The organism is Glaciecola punicea (assembly GCF_001756615.1).
Lineage (GTDB): Bacteria > Pseudomonadota > Gammaproteobacteria > Enterobacterales > Alteromonadaceae > Glaciecola > Glaciecola punicea.
In genome coordinates this window covers 48,068-61,247 of the sequence record NZ_LZXY01000009.1, presented here as the reverse complement: position 1 = coordinate 61,247, position 13,180 = coordinate 48,068, and the positions used below count along the sequence as shown (strand labels likewise).

Genomic DNA, 13,180 nt, shown 5'->3' with positions numbered 1-13,180 from the left:
TCAGATATTTAAAAGGATTCTATCGCGTTAAGATTGTGTTAGCGCCACTCAATTGCGCAAGATTAAGGAGTTTATCAGGAACGTTTGCAAAGCTCACATTTACTTTGTTTACTTTTGCGTCTTTTACCACATTAATTAGCCATGCTAGTCCCGCTGTGTCTGCGCGCGCTACTTGCGCTAAATCTATTTTCAGATTGCCTTCACCCACAAGTTCCTGCTTGTCCTTATCGGCAAGGGTTGACCAATAGTCGTGCACGAGGACTGTTTGGTCTAACTCTCCGCTTATCAATAAACAGGCAGTATCGTTGTTAGTAGAGGATAAACTCAGTGTCATTTTCACTCTGTTTTTTCACCCTCGTTCAAAGATGCTTTTTCTTCAGTTTTCGCTTCACCATTGTTCAACACGATAGGTCGTCTAATATTTTCGCGCATAAGCTCAATAACTTTCGTGATCCCCTCTTTGCGCAATATACTTTCAAACTCAGACTGTTTACTAGACAAAAGACTTATGCCCTCAGCAATCATGTCATATGCTTGCCAGTTGCCGCTTCTAGGATCTTTTCGTACCTTAAACGCAACTTTTATGTCGGGACGATCATCGTCTTTAATCACGGCGCGTACCGTAACATCACCGCGATCACCGAAATCTCTGGGGGGATCAAATTCAACCGCCTGATCGTCATAGTAGCCCATTGCAACAGCGTAGGTAGTTATTAGGTACTCGCGAAAAACCGACACAAACTCAAATAACTCTTTCTTTTCAACTTGCCGAGCATATTTGCCAAGCACTTTAAATGCAGAAAAGCGGTGGTCTATATATGGCATCAATTCTTCTTCCATAATAGTACGCAGGTTTTCAGGATCTTGCTTAATCTGTTCTTGCTCTCGTTTTATGCGTGCGAATGTATTTGATCCAGCGTGCTCTATCATTAGATAAGGGTCGTCTTGCGCCACCATAATCTTTTCTACAGATACTAACTGAGCCGATGGATTCACCGGATTAGCTAAAGAAGTGTTAGCAACAACAGCACCAGAGGTGGTAAACATCACAAGCGCCGATAACAAAGTAAGAGAGCGCAAAGCAATTGTCGCATTAGTAAGAGTTTTCAATTATTCGCTTCCTTGTTTAAACAGTATCTGGCCAATTAGATCTTCAAGTATGAGTGCAGACTTAGTATCGAAAACTTCTTCACCTTCTGTCAAATATGGACAATTATTTAAGCTAGTAGTTTCACACACCTTGTCCTCTTCTATTCTGGCCAAGTCTTCTGGAAAAATGAAACCCGGTAACAAGCCAATAAATTGCTCGCCTAAAAGCCCCGATGTTAGAATAGACAAGCTGCTCGTGTCAGGGAAAGTGTTGGCATACTCGGTTGATATTTGTAGTTCAACAATAGGCACCAAATCCGTTTTGTGCAAATAAATGCGCTCGACGCGGCCAACCACAACACCGCCCACTTTAACTGAAGAGCGTGGTTTTAAGCCGCCAATATTGTCAAAACGGGCCTTGACAGTGAATGTCTCACTGTTGCCGGCCATTCCTTGGTTGACAACCCTTAAAGCTAATAACATTGTCGCTGCAATAGCAAGTGCAACAAACAAGCCTACTAAAGTTTCTGTTTTTCTTGTGGTCATTGATAATCCTAGCTAAATGCCGAACATTAAAGCGGTTAATATAAAATCTAATCCAAGTATTGCGAGTGACGAATACACAACGGTTTGCGTGGTAGCCTGACTAATACCTTCGGAGGTTGGGATGCAAGAATATCCTTTATAAAGCGCAATCCACACAATAACCAAGGCAAAAACTGCACTTTTTATTATGCCGTTTACCACATCTTTATCCCATTCCACGGTTGCCTGCATGATTGACCAATAACTACCAGCGTCAACACCAAGCCAGTCAACCCCTACTAAATGGCCGCCTAAAATACCAATCGCTGAGAATATAAGCGTTAGCATAGGTAAACTAATAATTCCCGCCCAAAAGCGCGGCGATACCACGCGACGAAGCGGATCAATTGCCATCATCTCTAGCGAACTGAGTTGTTCTGTTGCTTTCATCAATCCAATTTCGGCGGTTAGCGCTGAACCCGCTCTACCCGCGAATAAAAGTGCCGTAACCACAGGCCCAAGCTCCCTTAAGATTGACAGCGCAACCATGGGGCCTAAGCTTCCCTCAGCGCCATAGTTAACAAGTATCGTATAACCCTGCAGCGCCATTACCATGCCGATAAACAATCCTGACACCATAACAATAAGCAAGGACTGCACGCCAACAATGTAAATTTGGGAAATGGTTAGGCGTATATTCTTCCATTGCGGAAAAGCAAACAAGGCGCCATAAAGCATGATAGACGCGGCACCAACGCCGTTAACACGATTAAGCGTTGACTTACCTAACCCTGAAAAATAATTAACTAAAAAATTCACGCTGAGTCTCCTACCAAGTCGGCTTCAACGGGGCTAGCAGGAAAATGAAATGGCACAGGGCCATCGGCGTCCCCTCGCAAAAACTGTTGAACTAAAGGTGAATCAGAGTTTTTTATTTGCTCAGGCGTACCTGCACCTATAATCGTTTTATTCGCCATAATATAGGCATAATCAGCAATACCCAATACTTCTTTCACATCGTGCGTAACCACGATGGAAGTAAGATCTAATGCTTTATTCAAGGCTTTTATTAGTTTGACTAGCACGCCCATTGAAATGGGATCTTGTCCAGCGAAGGGTTCGTCATACATTATGAGTTCTGGATCAAGCGCAATTGCACGCGCTAAGGCAGCTCGCCTTGCCATTCCGCCCGATAATTCATTAGGCAGCAATTGCGCCGCACCACGCAAACCTACCGCTTCTAATTTAAGCTTAACAAGCGTTTCTATAATAGACTCGTCGAGTTTAGTGTGTTCGCGAAGTGGGTAGGCTACATTGTCAAAAACCGACATATTGGTGAATAAGGCACCACTTTGAAACAGCATGCTCATTTTTCGGCGCATTTCATACAAACGATTGCGTGAGACTTTATGCACGTCGTCGCCTTGAAAGATTATACTGCCGCGATTTGGGGTTAACTGCCCACCAATGAGCTTCAATAAAGTCGTTTTACCAATCCCACTGGGCCCCATAATGGCCGTAATTTTACCACGCTCAACCGACAAAGAAATGTCTTTGTAAATTTCGCGTTCGCCCCGATAGAACTGCATATCGGTAATTGAAACTATATTTTCAGACATCCGAACTTTTTTAAAACTCCATTGTTTTCTAATCTTTATTTTACGCTTTTACTTTGGCTGTTATCATTAAGAATAGTTCATACATACATGCACGAATATGTTAATTTTAAAGCACATTGCGCCAGCTTAATAGAACACCTTATTAGGCTTAGCTGGTCGAGGTGAATTAGGCGTTTTTGAACAATTACAACTGCCTATAAAAATGCAGACCCCGAAGATGTTGGGTTAGTTTACCGCTTTTCAAGCTTGTTAGCGTGTGAAATACGTAACAAAACGTATATATTATCGATATAGCATATTTATTTCTATTTTTTTGTGATTTTCTAGCCTGAAATCGCTACACTTTACGTAAGCTACTCTACACATAAATAAAAGAAGAATTCAGCAGTGATTGTTAATTTCGTGATATTCGTTCTAGGGCTTTTAGTCCTTAGTTGGAGCGCCGACCGGTTTGTTTACGGCGCCTCCGCCCTTGCTAAAAACATAGGCGTCGCCCCTATGATGATTGGCCTAACTATTGTAGCAATGGGTTCTTCTGCGCCTGAAATTATGGTCGCTGCAACCGCGTCTTTCGCAGGCAACACCAATACTGCAGTGGGCAATTCAATCGGCTCAAATATTACCAACATCGCGTTGGTGCTTGGCATAACGGCACTTATCAAGCCACTAGTAGTGTCGTCTACCACACTAAAACGCGAGTTGCCCATCATGCTTGTGATCACTTTAATTGGTGTTTATTTTCTTGCCGACAATGAATTGTCTAGGATTGAAGGTATTGTGTTAATTACGCTTTTTGTATTAGTCATTGCAGGGATGGCAGTTCTTTCTTTTACTGTAGAAAAAAACGACCCATTAGTGGCCGAAGCAGGAACCGATGTACCGAGTGACGTAGCCATGAGCACCGCTATATTTTGGGTAGCGGTAGGGCTAATCTTACTGCCTACAAGCGCTCACTTTTTAGTCGATTCAGCGGTGGTTATTGCTAAACACTTCGGCATAAGCGATTTAGTAATAGGACTCACTATCATCGCTATAGGAACAAGTTTACCCGAACTTGCTGCATGCGTAGCAAGCGTACTAAAAGGCGAAGACGACCTTGCTCTGGGGAACATTATTGGCTCCAACATTTTCAACTTACTGGCCGTGCTCGCCATGCCTGGGCTAATCGCACCGGGGGTAATAGATGAAAGTGTTGCTAACCGAGATTCGCTGGTAATGCTAGGCTTGTCTATTCTTTTATTCGTTTTTTGCTTTAATTTGCGCGGCTCTCGGCGAATAAACCGCTTTGAAGCTGCCACTTTTCTTGTGATTTTTATCGGCTATCAATACATTCTTTTTGCATGAAATATTTATGTGAATAGAGGTATATCATTTAACACTACAACTGCATAGTGGCTAATATATGACTTACTTACAATCTGCGCACCGTACGTTTAACAATCAAATTGAGGCGCTTTCGCATTTGAAAGAAAGCCTCGATGAAAATTTCACCCTTGCCTGCGATATTTTAATGCAGTGCAAAGGTAAAGTGGTGGTGTCGGGCATGGGAAAATCTGGGCATATTGGCAACAAAATGGCGGCCACTTTTGCAAGCACTGGCACCCCGTCTTTTTTTATGCATCCAGGTGAGGCTAACCACGGCGACTTTGGTATGCTGGGCAAAGATGATGTAGTGATTGCAATATCAAATTCGGGCGAAACCCATGAACTAGTGGGACTACTACCTTCTATCAAACGCATTCAAGTACCTATAATTGCTATTACCAATAATGGCGACAGCAGTTTAGCCAAGTTTGCCGACGTAGTGCTAGCCCTTGGCGTACAAACAGAAGCTTGCTCCTTAGGCTTGGCGCCCACGACTAGCACTACCTCTACCTTGGTGCTAGGTGATGCATTAGCGATTTCCTTGCTGGAGGCAAAAGGCTTTACCGCACAAGATTTCGCCTTTTCTCATCCAGGCGGTGCTTTAGGCAAGCGTTTATTACTTACCGTTGCCGATGTTATGGTAAACGGTTACGCCGTGCCCACCACACCAGTAACTGCCACTGTCAAGCAGGCTTTATTAGACATTTCATCCAAAGGTTTAGGCGTGACTGCAATTGTCGATGAAAACAACATCTTGGTAGGAATATTCAGCGACGGTGATTTACGCAGGGCTTTAGATAAGCGCATCGACATTCATGAAACATCGGTAAGCAAGGTAATGACTATTGGCGGTGTCAGTACATCAGCCAGTTCACTGGCGGTAGATGCGGTGAACTTAATGCAAAATAATCGCATTAACGCCTTGTTTGTGTTGAACGATGAAAAGCAGCCCACCGGCGCACTTAGTATGTACATGCTGTTAAAAGCAGGAGTTGTCTGATGCCCAATATACACCCCGATATAAACTCCGATGTGAAGTCCAATACACAAACCTTATATCAAACCGTATCAAATGATTTCTTTGAGCAATGCAAACAAGTGAAGTTGGTCGTGTTTGATGTAGACGGTGTCTTTAGTGACGGTCAAATTTACCTAGGTAACAACAATGAAGAATTTAAAGCTTTCAACACTAAAGACGGTTACGGTGTAAAAGCACTGGCAAAATGTGGCATTAGCGTGGGCATTATTACCGGCAGAAAATCGGCCATTGTTGAGCAACGAATGCGCTCCTTGAATGTCCATTACTTACTGCAAGGGCGTGAAGATAAGTACGCAGCATTGACTGAACTTATGCAGTTAAGCGACTATCAAAGCCATCAAGTTGCCAGCGTAGGCGATGACATGCCTGATTTAGGCATGTTTACTTTAAGTGCGATTAAAATAGCTGTGCAAGACGCGCACCCTTTAGTGAAAAAACAAGCCAATCACATCACCACACTCGGTGGCGGCAAAGGTGCAGTGCGTGAAGTCTGTGACCTTTTTTTACAAGCAAACAACCTACTTAGCACCATACATGGTGCTAGTATATGAATCGTATCAGCTGGAGCATAGCACTAGTTTTTACCATAGTACTGGTGCTGTATGTACCCATTTTATTCGAAGAAGAAGAGCAGCTAACAACAGATGATAGTAATCTTGAGCTTATTCCTAACTACCAAGCTGTAAACTTAAATAGTAAATCATTTGATAAGGAAGGAAGACTAAGCCATCAGGTTGCCGCTACAAAAATGGACCACTACGAGGCACTCGGTTTCGCGGTGTTCCAAAACCCTGTCTATACACTATATTTAGACGACGGACAGCCATGGCAGGTAACAGCAGGCGAAGGCACGATTTACAGCAACAACAGAATTCAATTAGAGAATAATGTCAAGATTGTGAATTTACGATCTCAAGAGTATATTAAGGAAATAAGAACTGAATATATTGAAATTAATATAGTAGACAAAACCTTGAGCTCAGATCAAAAAGTTACTATAAGCGGCCTTAATTTTGAGCTTAAAAGCATAGGTATCTTTGGCAATTTAACGACACAACAATATGAGTTTAAAGAACATGTACAAACCGAATTTAATCCAGTGCGCTAAACAAATTTTGGCATTTGCATTGTTAGGTATGCTTCTAAGCTTTGGTTTTTCGGCGAATGGTACGCAAACACCAGACCTAGACCAACTGCCCGATGCAGCCGAAATAGCGACGTTGGGCAGTGAAGGCAGCAATATTGAGAACGATTTTTTATTACCGGTAACGGCAAGTTCAAGAGAGCAATCTTTGGACGGTAAAAAGATGACTTCTATTTTTAAGGACAGCGTTGTTATTAAGCAAGGTAGCCTCGAAATTTTAGCGGATCAAGTCATCGCCGATGCGACCGCAGGAAAAGGAAAAGAAATTATTACTGCAAGGGGTAAACCAGCTAGTTACCAACAAAAACTAGAGGATGGTTCGATTGTGATTGCCAGTGCAAATGAAATTCAATACAACGTTGAGTTTCAAACTATTTTATTAAAAGGTAATGCATCAATCAAACAAAAAGATGTTCAGGTTAACGGCGACTCCATTGCATTTGACATGGCTAAACAACAGATTATGGCGTCGACCGACGCTAACAGCGATGCTACCGTCACTACCGTGTTAAGCCCAGGCGCATTTTCTTCTGATGAAAAAGCGGATGAAGCAGAAAAAAAACGCGAGGATCAACCGTGAGAAGTACCCTATACGCCAAAAATTTAGCCAAGTCGTATAAATCCCGACAAGTAGTCCGCGACGTCAGTATCGAGGTTTCTACCGGCCAAATAGTAGGTTTATTAGGACCTAATGGCGCAGGCAAAACGACCACTTTCTATATGATAGTAGGTCTGGTTCCCTTAGACAAAGGCGGCATTTTTATAGATCAAGTTGACTTAAGTTTTCAGCCCATGCACGAGCGAGCTAGACAAGGCATTGGATATTTGCCCCAAGAAGCCTCAATATTTCGAAAACTCACCGTTTATGAGAATCTGATGGCAATACTGCAAACGCGTAAGGATATATCGAACGATCAGCGCGAACAAATAGCCGACGAACTACTTGACGATTTTAACATTAACCATATACGCAATAGCCTTGGAATGAGCCTGTCAGGGGGCGAAAGGCGGCGCGTCGAAATAGCTCGCGCCCTATCTGCAAACCCAAAGTTCATTTTGCTTGATGAGCCCTTTGCTGGTGTTGATCCAATATCGGTTAATGATATTAAAAAAATTATTTACCAGCTTAAAGAACGTGGTATCGGTGTATTAATCACCGACCACAACGTAAAAGACACCTTAGACGTATGTGAGAAAGCCTATATTGTAAGTCACGGCGAGTTAATAGCGGCGGGCACTTCGCAAGAAGTACTTGCTAATCAGACAGTAAAAGATGTTTATTTAGGCGAGCAATTCTCCTTGTAAAGGCCCCGTAAAACGCTACTATGCAGGCAGGGCGTTGTTAATAATAATTGCAGTTACCTAAAAATATTAGTGGAAACCGCGTTTCTTATATCGGAGATATTAAAGTCGTCTATGCACATACATCGCATTAAATTAGTGGAAGGACGTTAATGAAACCTTCGTTACAGCTTAAGTTTAGTCAGCAGCTCACAATGACGCCTCAACTACAGCAAGCGATTAAACTACTGCAGTTGTCAACGCTTGACCTACAACAAGAAATCCAAGAAGCACTTGAATCAAACCCCTTGCTCGAAATGGCTGAGCATGACCAAGACAACGCCTCACTTGACGACAACCAAACGCTTGACTCTCGCACCGACAAAGAACAAGCGTCGATTAGTGCTGAGGCGACTAACAACAACGATACCGGCATGGCAAACGGCGATACTGACGTACCCGACACCATGGACACTCACGATGCGCTTGAAAATAGAAATCTTCCAGATGACCTACCGCTTGATCACTCGTGGGAGGAATATTTAGGGTCTACCTCAGCACCATCGCGCATGACCGGGTCAAATCCTGACGACGACTATGTTTTTCAAGGCGAAACCACCGAATCAATCCAAGGCCATTTAATGTGGCAGGTAGAGCTTACCCACTTCAGTGACAACGACATATCTATCGCCATTGCAATTATCGACTCAATTGATGAGTCGGGTTACTTGACCGTTAGCAGTGATGAAATATTAGACAGCTTAGACAACGAAGATATAGATTTAGACGAAGTTGAGTGTGTGCTCAAACGCATTCAGATGTTTGACCCTGTTGGCTCAGGTTCACGTTCAGTTAAAGAGTGCTTGCTAGTGCAACTGCTACAATTTAGTGATGACACCCCGTGGTTAAATCAAGCGCGCAATATAATTGAAGAGCACTCCGATTTACTGGCAAGCAAAGATTATCGAACCTTAATGCGTAAGACACGCCTTAAAGAGGACCAACTGCGTGAGGTAATGCGCTTATTAAAAACACTGAACCCACGCCCTGGCAGTTGCATATCAACGGTTGAACCAGAGTACATTGTACCCGACGTAAACGTGTACAAAAAGAAAGGTGTGTGGACTGTTGAACTAAATAACGAGGCCTTGCCCGCGCTTACTGTGAATGAAACTTACGCAAAGCTATCGAAATCGACGAAAAATCCGAACGATTCGCAATATATAAAGTCTCATTTACAAGAAGCAAAATGGTTTATTAAAAGCTTAGAGAGCCGCAATGAAACCTTGCTAAAAGTCTCTCATTGTATTGTTGCTAAGCAGCGAGAGTTTTTCGAGCAAGGTCCAGAGAAGATGCAGCCCATGGTACTAAATGATGTTGCTGAAATGGTAGACATGCATGAATCAACGATTTCGCGCGTGACCACGCAGAAATATATGCATACGCCTCGTGGTATTTTTGAACTGAAATATTTTTTCTCGTCGCACGTATCCACAGATTCTGGTGAGAATTGCTCTTCTACCGCCATCCGTGCTTTTATTAAAAAGTTGGTTGCCGTGGAGCCTGCTCATAAACCCTTAAGTGATAGTAAGATTGCGCAGATGCTCGCCGATCAAGGCATTAATGTTGCTAGGCGGACAATTGCAAAATACCGAGAATCGTTACACATTCCGCCTTCGAATCAACGTAAGAGCCTTGTCTAAGGCTAAACATTAGAGGATTAAAATTATGCAAATAAACCTGACCGGTCATCACGTCGAAATAACAGAATCGCTACGTAACTATGTCAACACAAAGTTTGAAAAATTAGAGCGCCACTTCGACCACATCAGCAACGTGCACGTTATCCTTAACATTGAAAAACTCAAACAAAAAGCAGAAGCAACTTTGCATTTACAAGGAGGTGAAGTTTTTGCAAACTCACAGCATACAGATATGTATGCTGCAATAGACGGTCTTATTGATAAGCTTGACCGACAGGTTATAAAACATAAAGAAAAACTCAAACGTCACTAAGCCACTCATGATAATTAACGACATAATTTCACTGGACCGCACTCAATGCGCGGTTCAGTGCAACAGTAAAAAACGGATTTTCGAAATAATTTCCGAAATGGCCGTTGCGCAATCTCCTGAATTAGACCAAATTGAAGTATTAGCTAGCTTGCTAGCCCGCGAAAAAATGGGCAGCACCGGCATAGGTCACGGCATTGCCATACCACATGGTAAAATTAAGGGCTTAAACAATATGATTGCGGTCATCATAACCACTAATCAGCCAATCGATTTTGATGCTATTGACAGTAAACCCGTTGATATTTTCTTTACAATACTTGTGCCCGAAGAGCAAACTGATAAGCACCTGCAAGCTTTATCAGGCATTGCCAAAAAACTCAGTAATAAAGACACCGTAAAAACAATCAGGAAAGCGACCACCAAAAACGAATTAGTAGCCGCGCTTATATAAGTGCTTAAACGCAATTCCTAAAGGGCAACATATGAAACTTCTCATTATTAGTGGGCGTTCAGGTTCAGGCAAGTCCATTGCACTTCGCTCATTAGAAGACCTTGGCTATTATTGTGTCGATAATATTCCAGTGTCGCTGCTGCCTACCTTGACCCATACAATTGTAGAGCAGCACGAATTAGTAGCGGTTAGCATAGACGTACGTAATATGCCAAAATCTGAAAACGAAATTAACGAATTGCTAGAATATTTACCCGAATTTTGGGAAATCACGATAATCTTCCTGGATGCCAGCGACGATGTCCTATTAAAACGCTATAGCGAAACGCGTCGCCTGCACCCTCTTTTCAAGCGCAGTAACTCACTTGTAGATGCCATAGACGAAGAACGCGCAATACTAGTGCCCGTGGCCGAAAGAGCCGATCTGCATATAAATACTGACAAACTTACGGTGCACGATTTAGCCGAACTTATTCGTGAAAGGGTACTGGGTAAAAAAAGCTCTGATCTGGTGATTGTATTTGAATCTTTTGGCTTTAAATATGGCATCCCTAAAGACGCAGATTATGTGTTTGATGTGCGGTTTTTACCCAACCCCCACTGGGATCCTGATTTACGCCCAATGAATGGCTTAGATGGTCCCGTTGAGTTATTCTTATCGGGTCAGCCTTTGGTGATGAAAGTTATTTGGCAAGTTCAGAATCTCATCACAACTTGGCTGCCGCATTTGGAGCGTAACAACCGCTCCTACGTCACAATAGCCATTGGCTGCACTGGCGGGCAACACCGGTCAGTTTATGTTGCGCAATCCTTAGCAGAAGCGTTTAAAAGTAGTCACGGTGACGTACAGGTTAAACACCGTGAAATTGGCATATCAAAGCCGCTACGCAAACCCACTTCAAGTAGTAGTGTAGAGCCAAACATAAACGTGCAAAACGAGTCATAAATGTAACCTTGGCGAGCAAAATTACGATGAAGCTAAAAAAAACGCTGACTATAGTGAACAAGCTAGGTTTGCACGCAAGAGCAGCAACAAAGCTTGTACAACTAGCGAATAGCTACGACTGTGATATTGTGCTAGAGCAAGGAACAGAGCAAGCGCCAGCTAATAGTGTTTTGGCTCTGTTAATGTTGCAAAGCAGTCAGGGTAAACAAGTCACACTGATATGCAATGGCAATGACGCAGAACTTGCGATGCAAAGCATCGAGAATCTTATCGCAAATAAATTTGACGAAGGTGAATAAACACACGAAGCGCATGCCCGAAACTACCGATATATCGAATACTCAAGCCACACTGTCATCTATTTCCGAATCGTTGAGCGCCGGTGCGTTTGTGCGTGTTCGTAAACTTTTACACGATATTGCGGCAGGTGATGTTGCCCTTTTGCTTGAGTCATCGCCCACGAAAACCCGCGATATTTTGTGGCAAATGCTTGACGCTGACTTTCACGGTGACGTACTAGAAGAGTTGTCTGAAGACGTCAGAAACGGCATCATAGGGAAGATGATCCCTTCCAGGGTAGTAGATGCGCTAGAAGATATGGACACCGATGATTTAGCTGAAACATTAAGCTCCTTGCCCGAAAATGTACTCAATAATATTCTTGCCACAATGGATGCACAAGACCGCTTGCGCGCCGAAAAAGCAATGTCTTACGGTGAAGATACGGCCGGCTTTATCATGAATACCGACACTATTACCTTAAGGCGTGAAGTAACGGTAGACGTGGTCATAAGATACTTGCGCTTAAAAGCTGAGCTGCCTGAAAACACTGACACCCTATATGTAGTAAACAGGCATGATTTTCTAATAGGCACCCTATCTCTTTCACGCTTATTAACATCAAGCCCGGATGTAAATGTAGAAGATATTATGGACGATGAGCCTGAAGCACTAACGGTCAATATGGAAGAACGTGAAGTGGCCAGCATGTTCGAACGCTACGATTGGCTATCGGCTCCAGTTGTTGACGAAGACGGCAAGCTCGTAGGACGGATCACGATAGACGACGTGGTTGATATTATCCGAGAAGACGCTGAGCACTCCATGATGAGTATGGCTGGACTTGAAGACGAAGAAGATACCTTTGCACCAGTCGGGCAGTCTACAAAACGACGCTCAGTCTGGTTGGGCGTTAACTTAGTTACTGCCCTGTTAGCGGCAGCCGTTAGTGACATGTTTGAAGAAACATTAAGCCAACTGGCGGTATTAGCAATATTAAATACTATTGTGCCCAGCATGGGAGGGGTTGCGGGTAATCAAACATTAACGCTTGTTATACGGGGAATGGCGGTGGGCCATGTTACTGATGCCAACGCACTGTGGTTAGTCAGAAAGGAGCTTGCCATTGGCTTTTTCAATGGCATCATTTGGGCGGTTTTAATTGCCTCTGTTATTGCCCTTTGGAAACAAGACTACATGTTAGGCTGCGTAATTGCATTTGCGATGATGATTAACATGATAGCCGCTGGCTTAGCCGGGGCCACACTGCCTATTATCATGAAAAAGATGAAGATAGACCCCGCGCTAGCCGGCAGTGTTATCCTCACTACTATTACCGATGTAGTAGGTATATTTGCCTTTTTAGGCACCGCTACTTTGTTTTTGATGTGAAAATAGTCACATAATACCCTATTAAACTATGCGA

Annotated in this window: 17 protein-coding genes; 12 read left to right on the top strand and 5 right to left on the bottom strand. The window is 43.1% G+C overall.

All coding sequences use genetic code 11. The features are described 5' to 3' along the window. Positions 1-19: 19 nt before the first annotated feature. Genes BAE46_RS11120 through BAE46_RS11100 form a run of 5 tightly spaced genes read right to left on the bottom strand, consistent with a single transcriptional unit; the run spans position 20 to position 3,233 of the window. Positions 20-334, bottom strand: coding sequence for an STAS domain-containing protein (locus BAE46_RS11120; protein WP_083256866.1), 315 nt, complete (start codon positions 332-334; stop codon positions 20-22). Positions 335-336: 2 nt separating this feature from the next. Further along, a complete protein-coding gene (locus BAE46_RS11115) occupies positions 337-1,110 on the bottom strand; it encodes an MlaC/ttg2D family ABC transporter substrate-binding protein (RefSeq protein WP_006003008.1) in 774 nt (257 codons plus the stop codon). Continuing rightward, the gene (gene mlaD, locus BAE46_RS11110; RefSeq protein ID WP_006003011.1) at positions 1,111-1,635 is read right to left on the bottom strand and encodes an outer membrane lipid asymmetry maintenance protein MlaD; all 525 of its coding nucleotides are present in this window, start codon (positions 1,633-1,635) and stop codon (positions 1,111-1,113) included. 12 nt (positions 1,636-1,647) lie between these two features. Continuing rightward, positions 1,648-2,433 (bottom strand): lipid asymmetry maintenance ABC transporter permease subunit MlaE, encoded by a 786-nt coding sequence (gene mlaE, locus BAE46_RS11105; protein ID WP_006003013.1) that lies wholly within the window; start codon positions 2,431-2,433, stop codon positions 1,648-1,650. Then, a complete protein-coding gene (locus BAE46_RS11100) occupies positions 2,430-3,233 on the bottom strand; it encodes an ATP-binding cassette domain-containing protein (protein ID WP_006003015.1) in 804 nt (267 codons plus the stop codon). The genes mlaE and BAE46_RS11100 overlap by 4 nt, the downstream gene beginning before the upstream one ends. 387 nt (positions 3,234-3,620) lie before the next feature. On the opposite strand from BAE46_RS11100, the gene BAE46_RS11095 reads away from it, so the two are divergent. The 12 genes from BAE46_RS11095 (at position 3,621) to mgtE (ending at position 13,146) form a co-directional block, all read left to right on the top strand. After that, the gene (locus BAE46_RS11095; protein WP_070112835.1) at positions 3,621-4,577 is read left to right on the top strand and encodes a calcium/sodium antiporter; all 957 of its coding nucleotides are present in this window, start codon (positions 3,621-3,623) and stop codon (positions 4,575-4,577) included. 58 nt (positions 4,578-4,635) lie between these two features. Continuing rightward, positions 4,636-5,598: a KpsF/GutQ family sugar-phosphate isomerase gene (locus BAE46_RS11090; RefSeq protein WP_070112833.1), complete on the top strand. Its 963-nt coding sequence runs from the start codon at positions 4,636-4,638 to the stop codon at positions 5,596-5,598. Next, positions 5,598-6,188 (top strand): 3-deoxy-manno-octulosonate-8-phosphatase KdsC, encoded by a 591-nt coding sequence (gene kdsC / locus BAE46_RS11085; protein WP_070112831.1) that lies wholly within the window; start codon positions 5,598-5,600, stop codon positions 6,186-6,188. Before BAE46_RS11090 ends, kdsC begins: the two co-directional genes overlap by 1 nt. Further along, positions 6,185-6,745 (top strand): LPS export ABC transporter periplasmic protein LptC, encoded by a 561-nt coding sequence (gene lptC / locus BAE46_RS11080; RefSeq protein WP_006003020.1) that lies wholly within the window; start codon positions 6,185-6,187, stop codon positions 6,743-6,745. The genes kdsC and lptC overlap by 4 nt, the downstream gene beginning before the upstream one ends. Then, positions 6,699-7,361, top strand: a complete 663-nt coding sequence (gene lptA, locus BAE46_RS11075; protein ID WP_081483882.1) for a lipopolysaccharide transport periplasmic protein LptA — start codon at positions 6,699-6,701, stop codon at positions 7,359-7,361. The genes lptC and lptA overlap by 47 nt, the downstream gene beginning before the upstream one ends. Next, a complete protein-coding gene (gene lptB, locus BAE46_RS11070; RefSeq protein ID WP_006003022.1) occupies positions 7,358-8,086 on the top strand; it encodes an LPS export ABC transporter ATP-binding protein in 729 nt (242 codons plus the stop codon). The genes lptA and lptB overlap by 4 nt, the downstream gene beginning before the upstream one ends. Before the next feature lie 149 nt (positions 8,087-8,235). Beyond that, entirely contained in the window at positions 8,236-9,765 is a 1,530-nt protein-coding gene (locus BAE46_RS11065) for an RNA polymerase factor sigma-54 (protein WP_006003023.1), read from the top strand. 25 nt (positions 9,766-9,790) lie between these two features. Continuing rightward, on the top strand, positions 9,791-10,078 hold the full coding sequence (gene hpf / locus BAE46_RS11060) for a ribosome hibernation promoting factor (RefSeq protein ID WP_006003024.1): 288 nt from the start codon (positions 9,791-9,793) through the stop codon (positions 10,076-10,078). Between the two features lie 7 nt (positions 10,079-10,085). Beyond that, entirely contained in the window at positions 10,086-10,529 is a 444-nt protein-coding gene (ptsN, locus tag BAE46_RS11055; protein WP_040520029.1) for a PTS IIA-like nitrogen regulatory protein PtsN, read from the top strand. Positions 10,530-10,560: 31 nt separating this feature from the next. Further along, a complete protein-coding gene (gene rapZ, locus BAE46_RS11050; protein ID WP_006003026.1) occupies positions 10,561-11,475 on the top strand; it encodes an RNase adapter RapZ in 915 nt (304 codons plus the stop codon). Between the two features lie 26 nt (positions 11,476-11,501). Continuing rightward, entirely contained in the window at positions 11,502-11,774 is a 273-nt protein-coding gene (locus tag BAE46_RS11045) for an HPr family phosphocarrier protein (RefSeq protein ID WP_006003028.1), read from the top strand. A gap of 13 nt (positions 11,775-11,787) precedes the next feature. Continuing rightward, positions 11,788-13,146 carry a magnesium transporter gene (gene mgtE / locus BAE46_RS11040; RefSeq protein WP_006003030.1) on the top strand — a complete coding sequence of 453 codons (1,359 nt, stop codon included), beginning with the start codon at positions 11,788-11,790 and terminating at the stop codon, positions 13,144-13,146. Positions 13,147-13,180: the final 34 nt, after the last annotated feature.

Bases quoted from the DNA above. Each gene is read 5' to 3' on its own strand.
- lptA (WP_081483882.1), top strand. From the start codon at position 6,699: ATGAGTTTAAAGAACATGTACAAACCGAATTTAATCCAGTGCGCTAAA.
- BAE46_RS11100 (WP_006003015.1), bottom strand. From the start codon at position 3,233: ATGTCTGAAAATATAGTTTCAATTACCGATATGCAGTTCTATCGGGGC.
- rapZ (WP_006003026.1), top strand. From the start codon at position 10,561: ATGAAACTTCTCATTATTAGTGGGCGTTCAGGTTCAGGCAAGTCCATT.
- kdsC (WP_070112831.1), top strand. From the start codon at position 5,598: ATGCCCAATATACACCCCGATATAAACTCCGATGTGAAGTCCAATACA.
- BAE46_RS11120 (WP_083256866.1), bottom strand. From the start codon at position 334: ATGACACTGAGTTTATCCTCTACTAACAACGATACTGCCTGTTTATTG.
- BAE46_RS11065 (WP_006003023.1), top strand. From the start codon at position 8,236: ATGAAACCTTCGTTACAGCTTAAGTTTAGTCAGCAGCTCACAATGACG.
- mlaD (WP_006003011.1), bottom strand. From the start codon at position 1,635: ATGACCACAAGAAAAACAGAAACTTTAGTAGGCTTGTTTGTTGCACTT.
- lptC (WP_006003020.1), top strand. From the start codon at position 6,185: ATGAATCGTATCAGCTGGAGCATAGCACTAGTTTTTACCATAGTACTG.
- ptsN (WP_040520029.1), top strand. From the start codon at position 10,086: ATGATAATTAACGACATAATTTCACTGGACCGCACTCAATGCGCGGTT.
- mgtE (WP_006003030.1), top strand. From the start codon at position 11,788: ATGCCCGAAACTACCGATATATCGAATACTCAAGCCACACTGTCATCT.
- BAE46_RS11090 (WP_070112833.1), top strand. From the start codon at position 4,636: ATGACTTACTTACAATCTGCGCACCGTACGTTTAACAATCAAATTGAG.
- BAE46_RS11045 (WP_006003028.1), top strand. From the start codon at position 11,502: ATGAAGCTAAAAAAAACGCTGACTATAGTGAACAAGCTAGGTTTGCAC.
- hpf (WP_006003024.1), top strand. From the start codon at position 9,791: ATGCAAATAAACCTGACCGGTCATCACGTCGAAATAACAGAATCGCTA.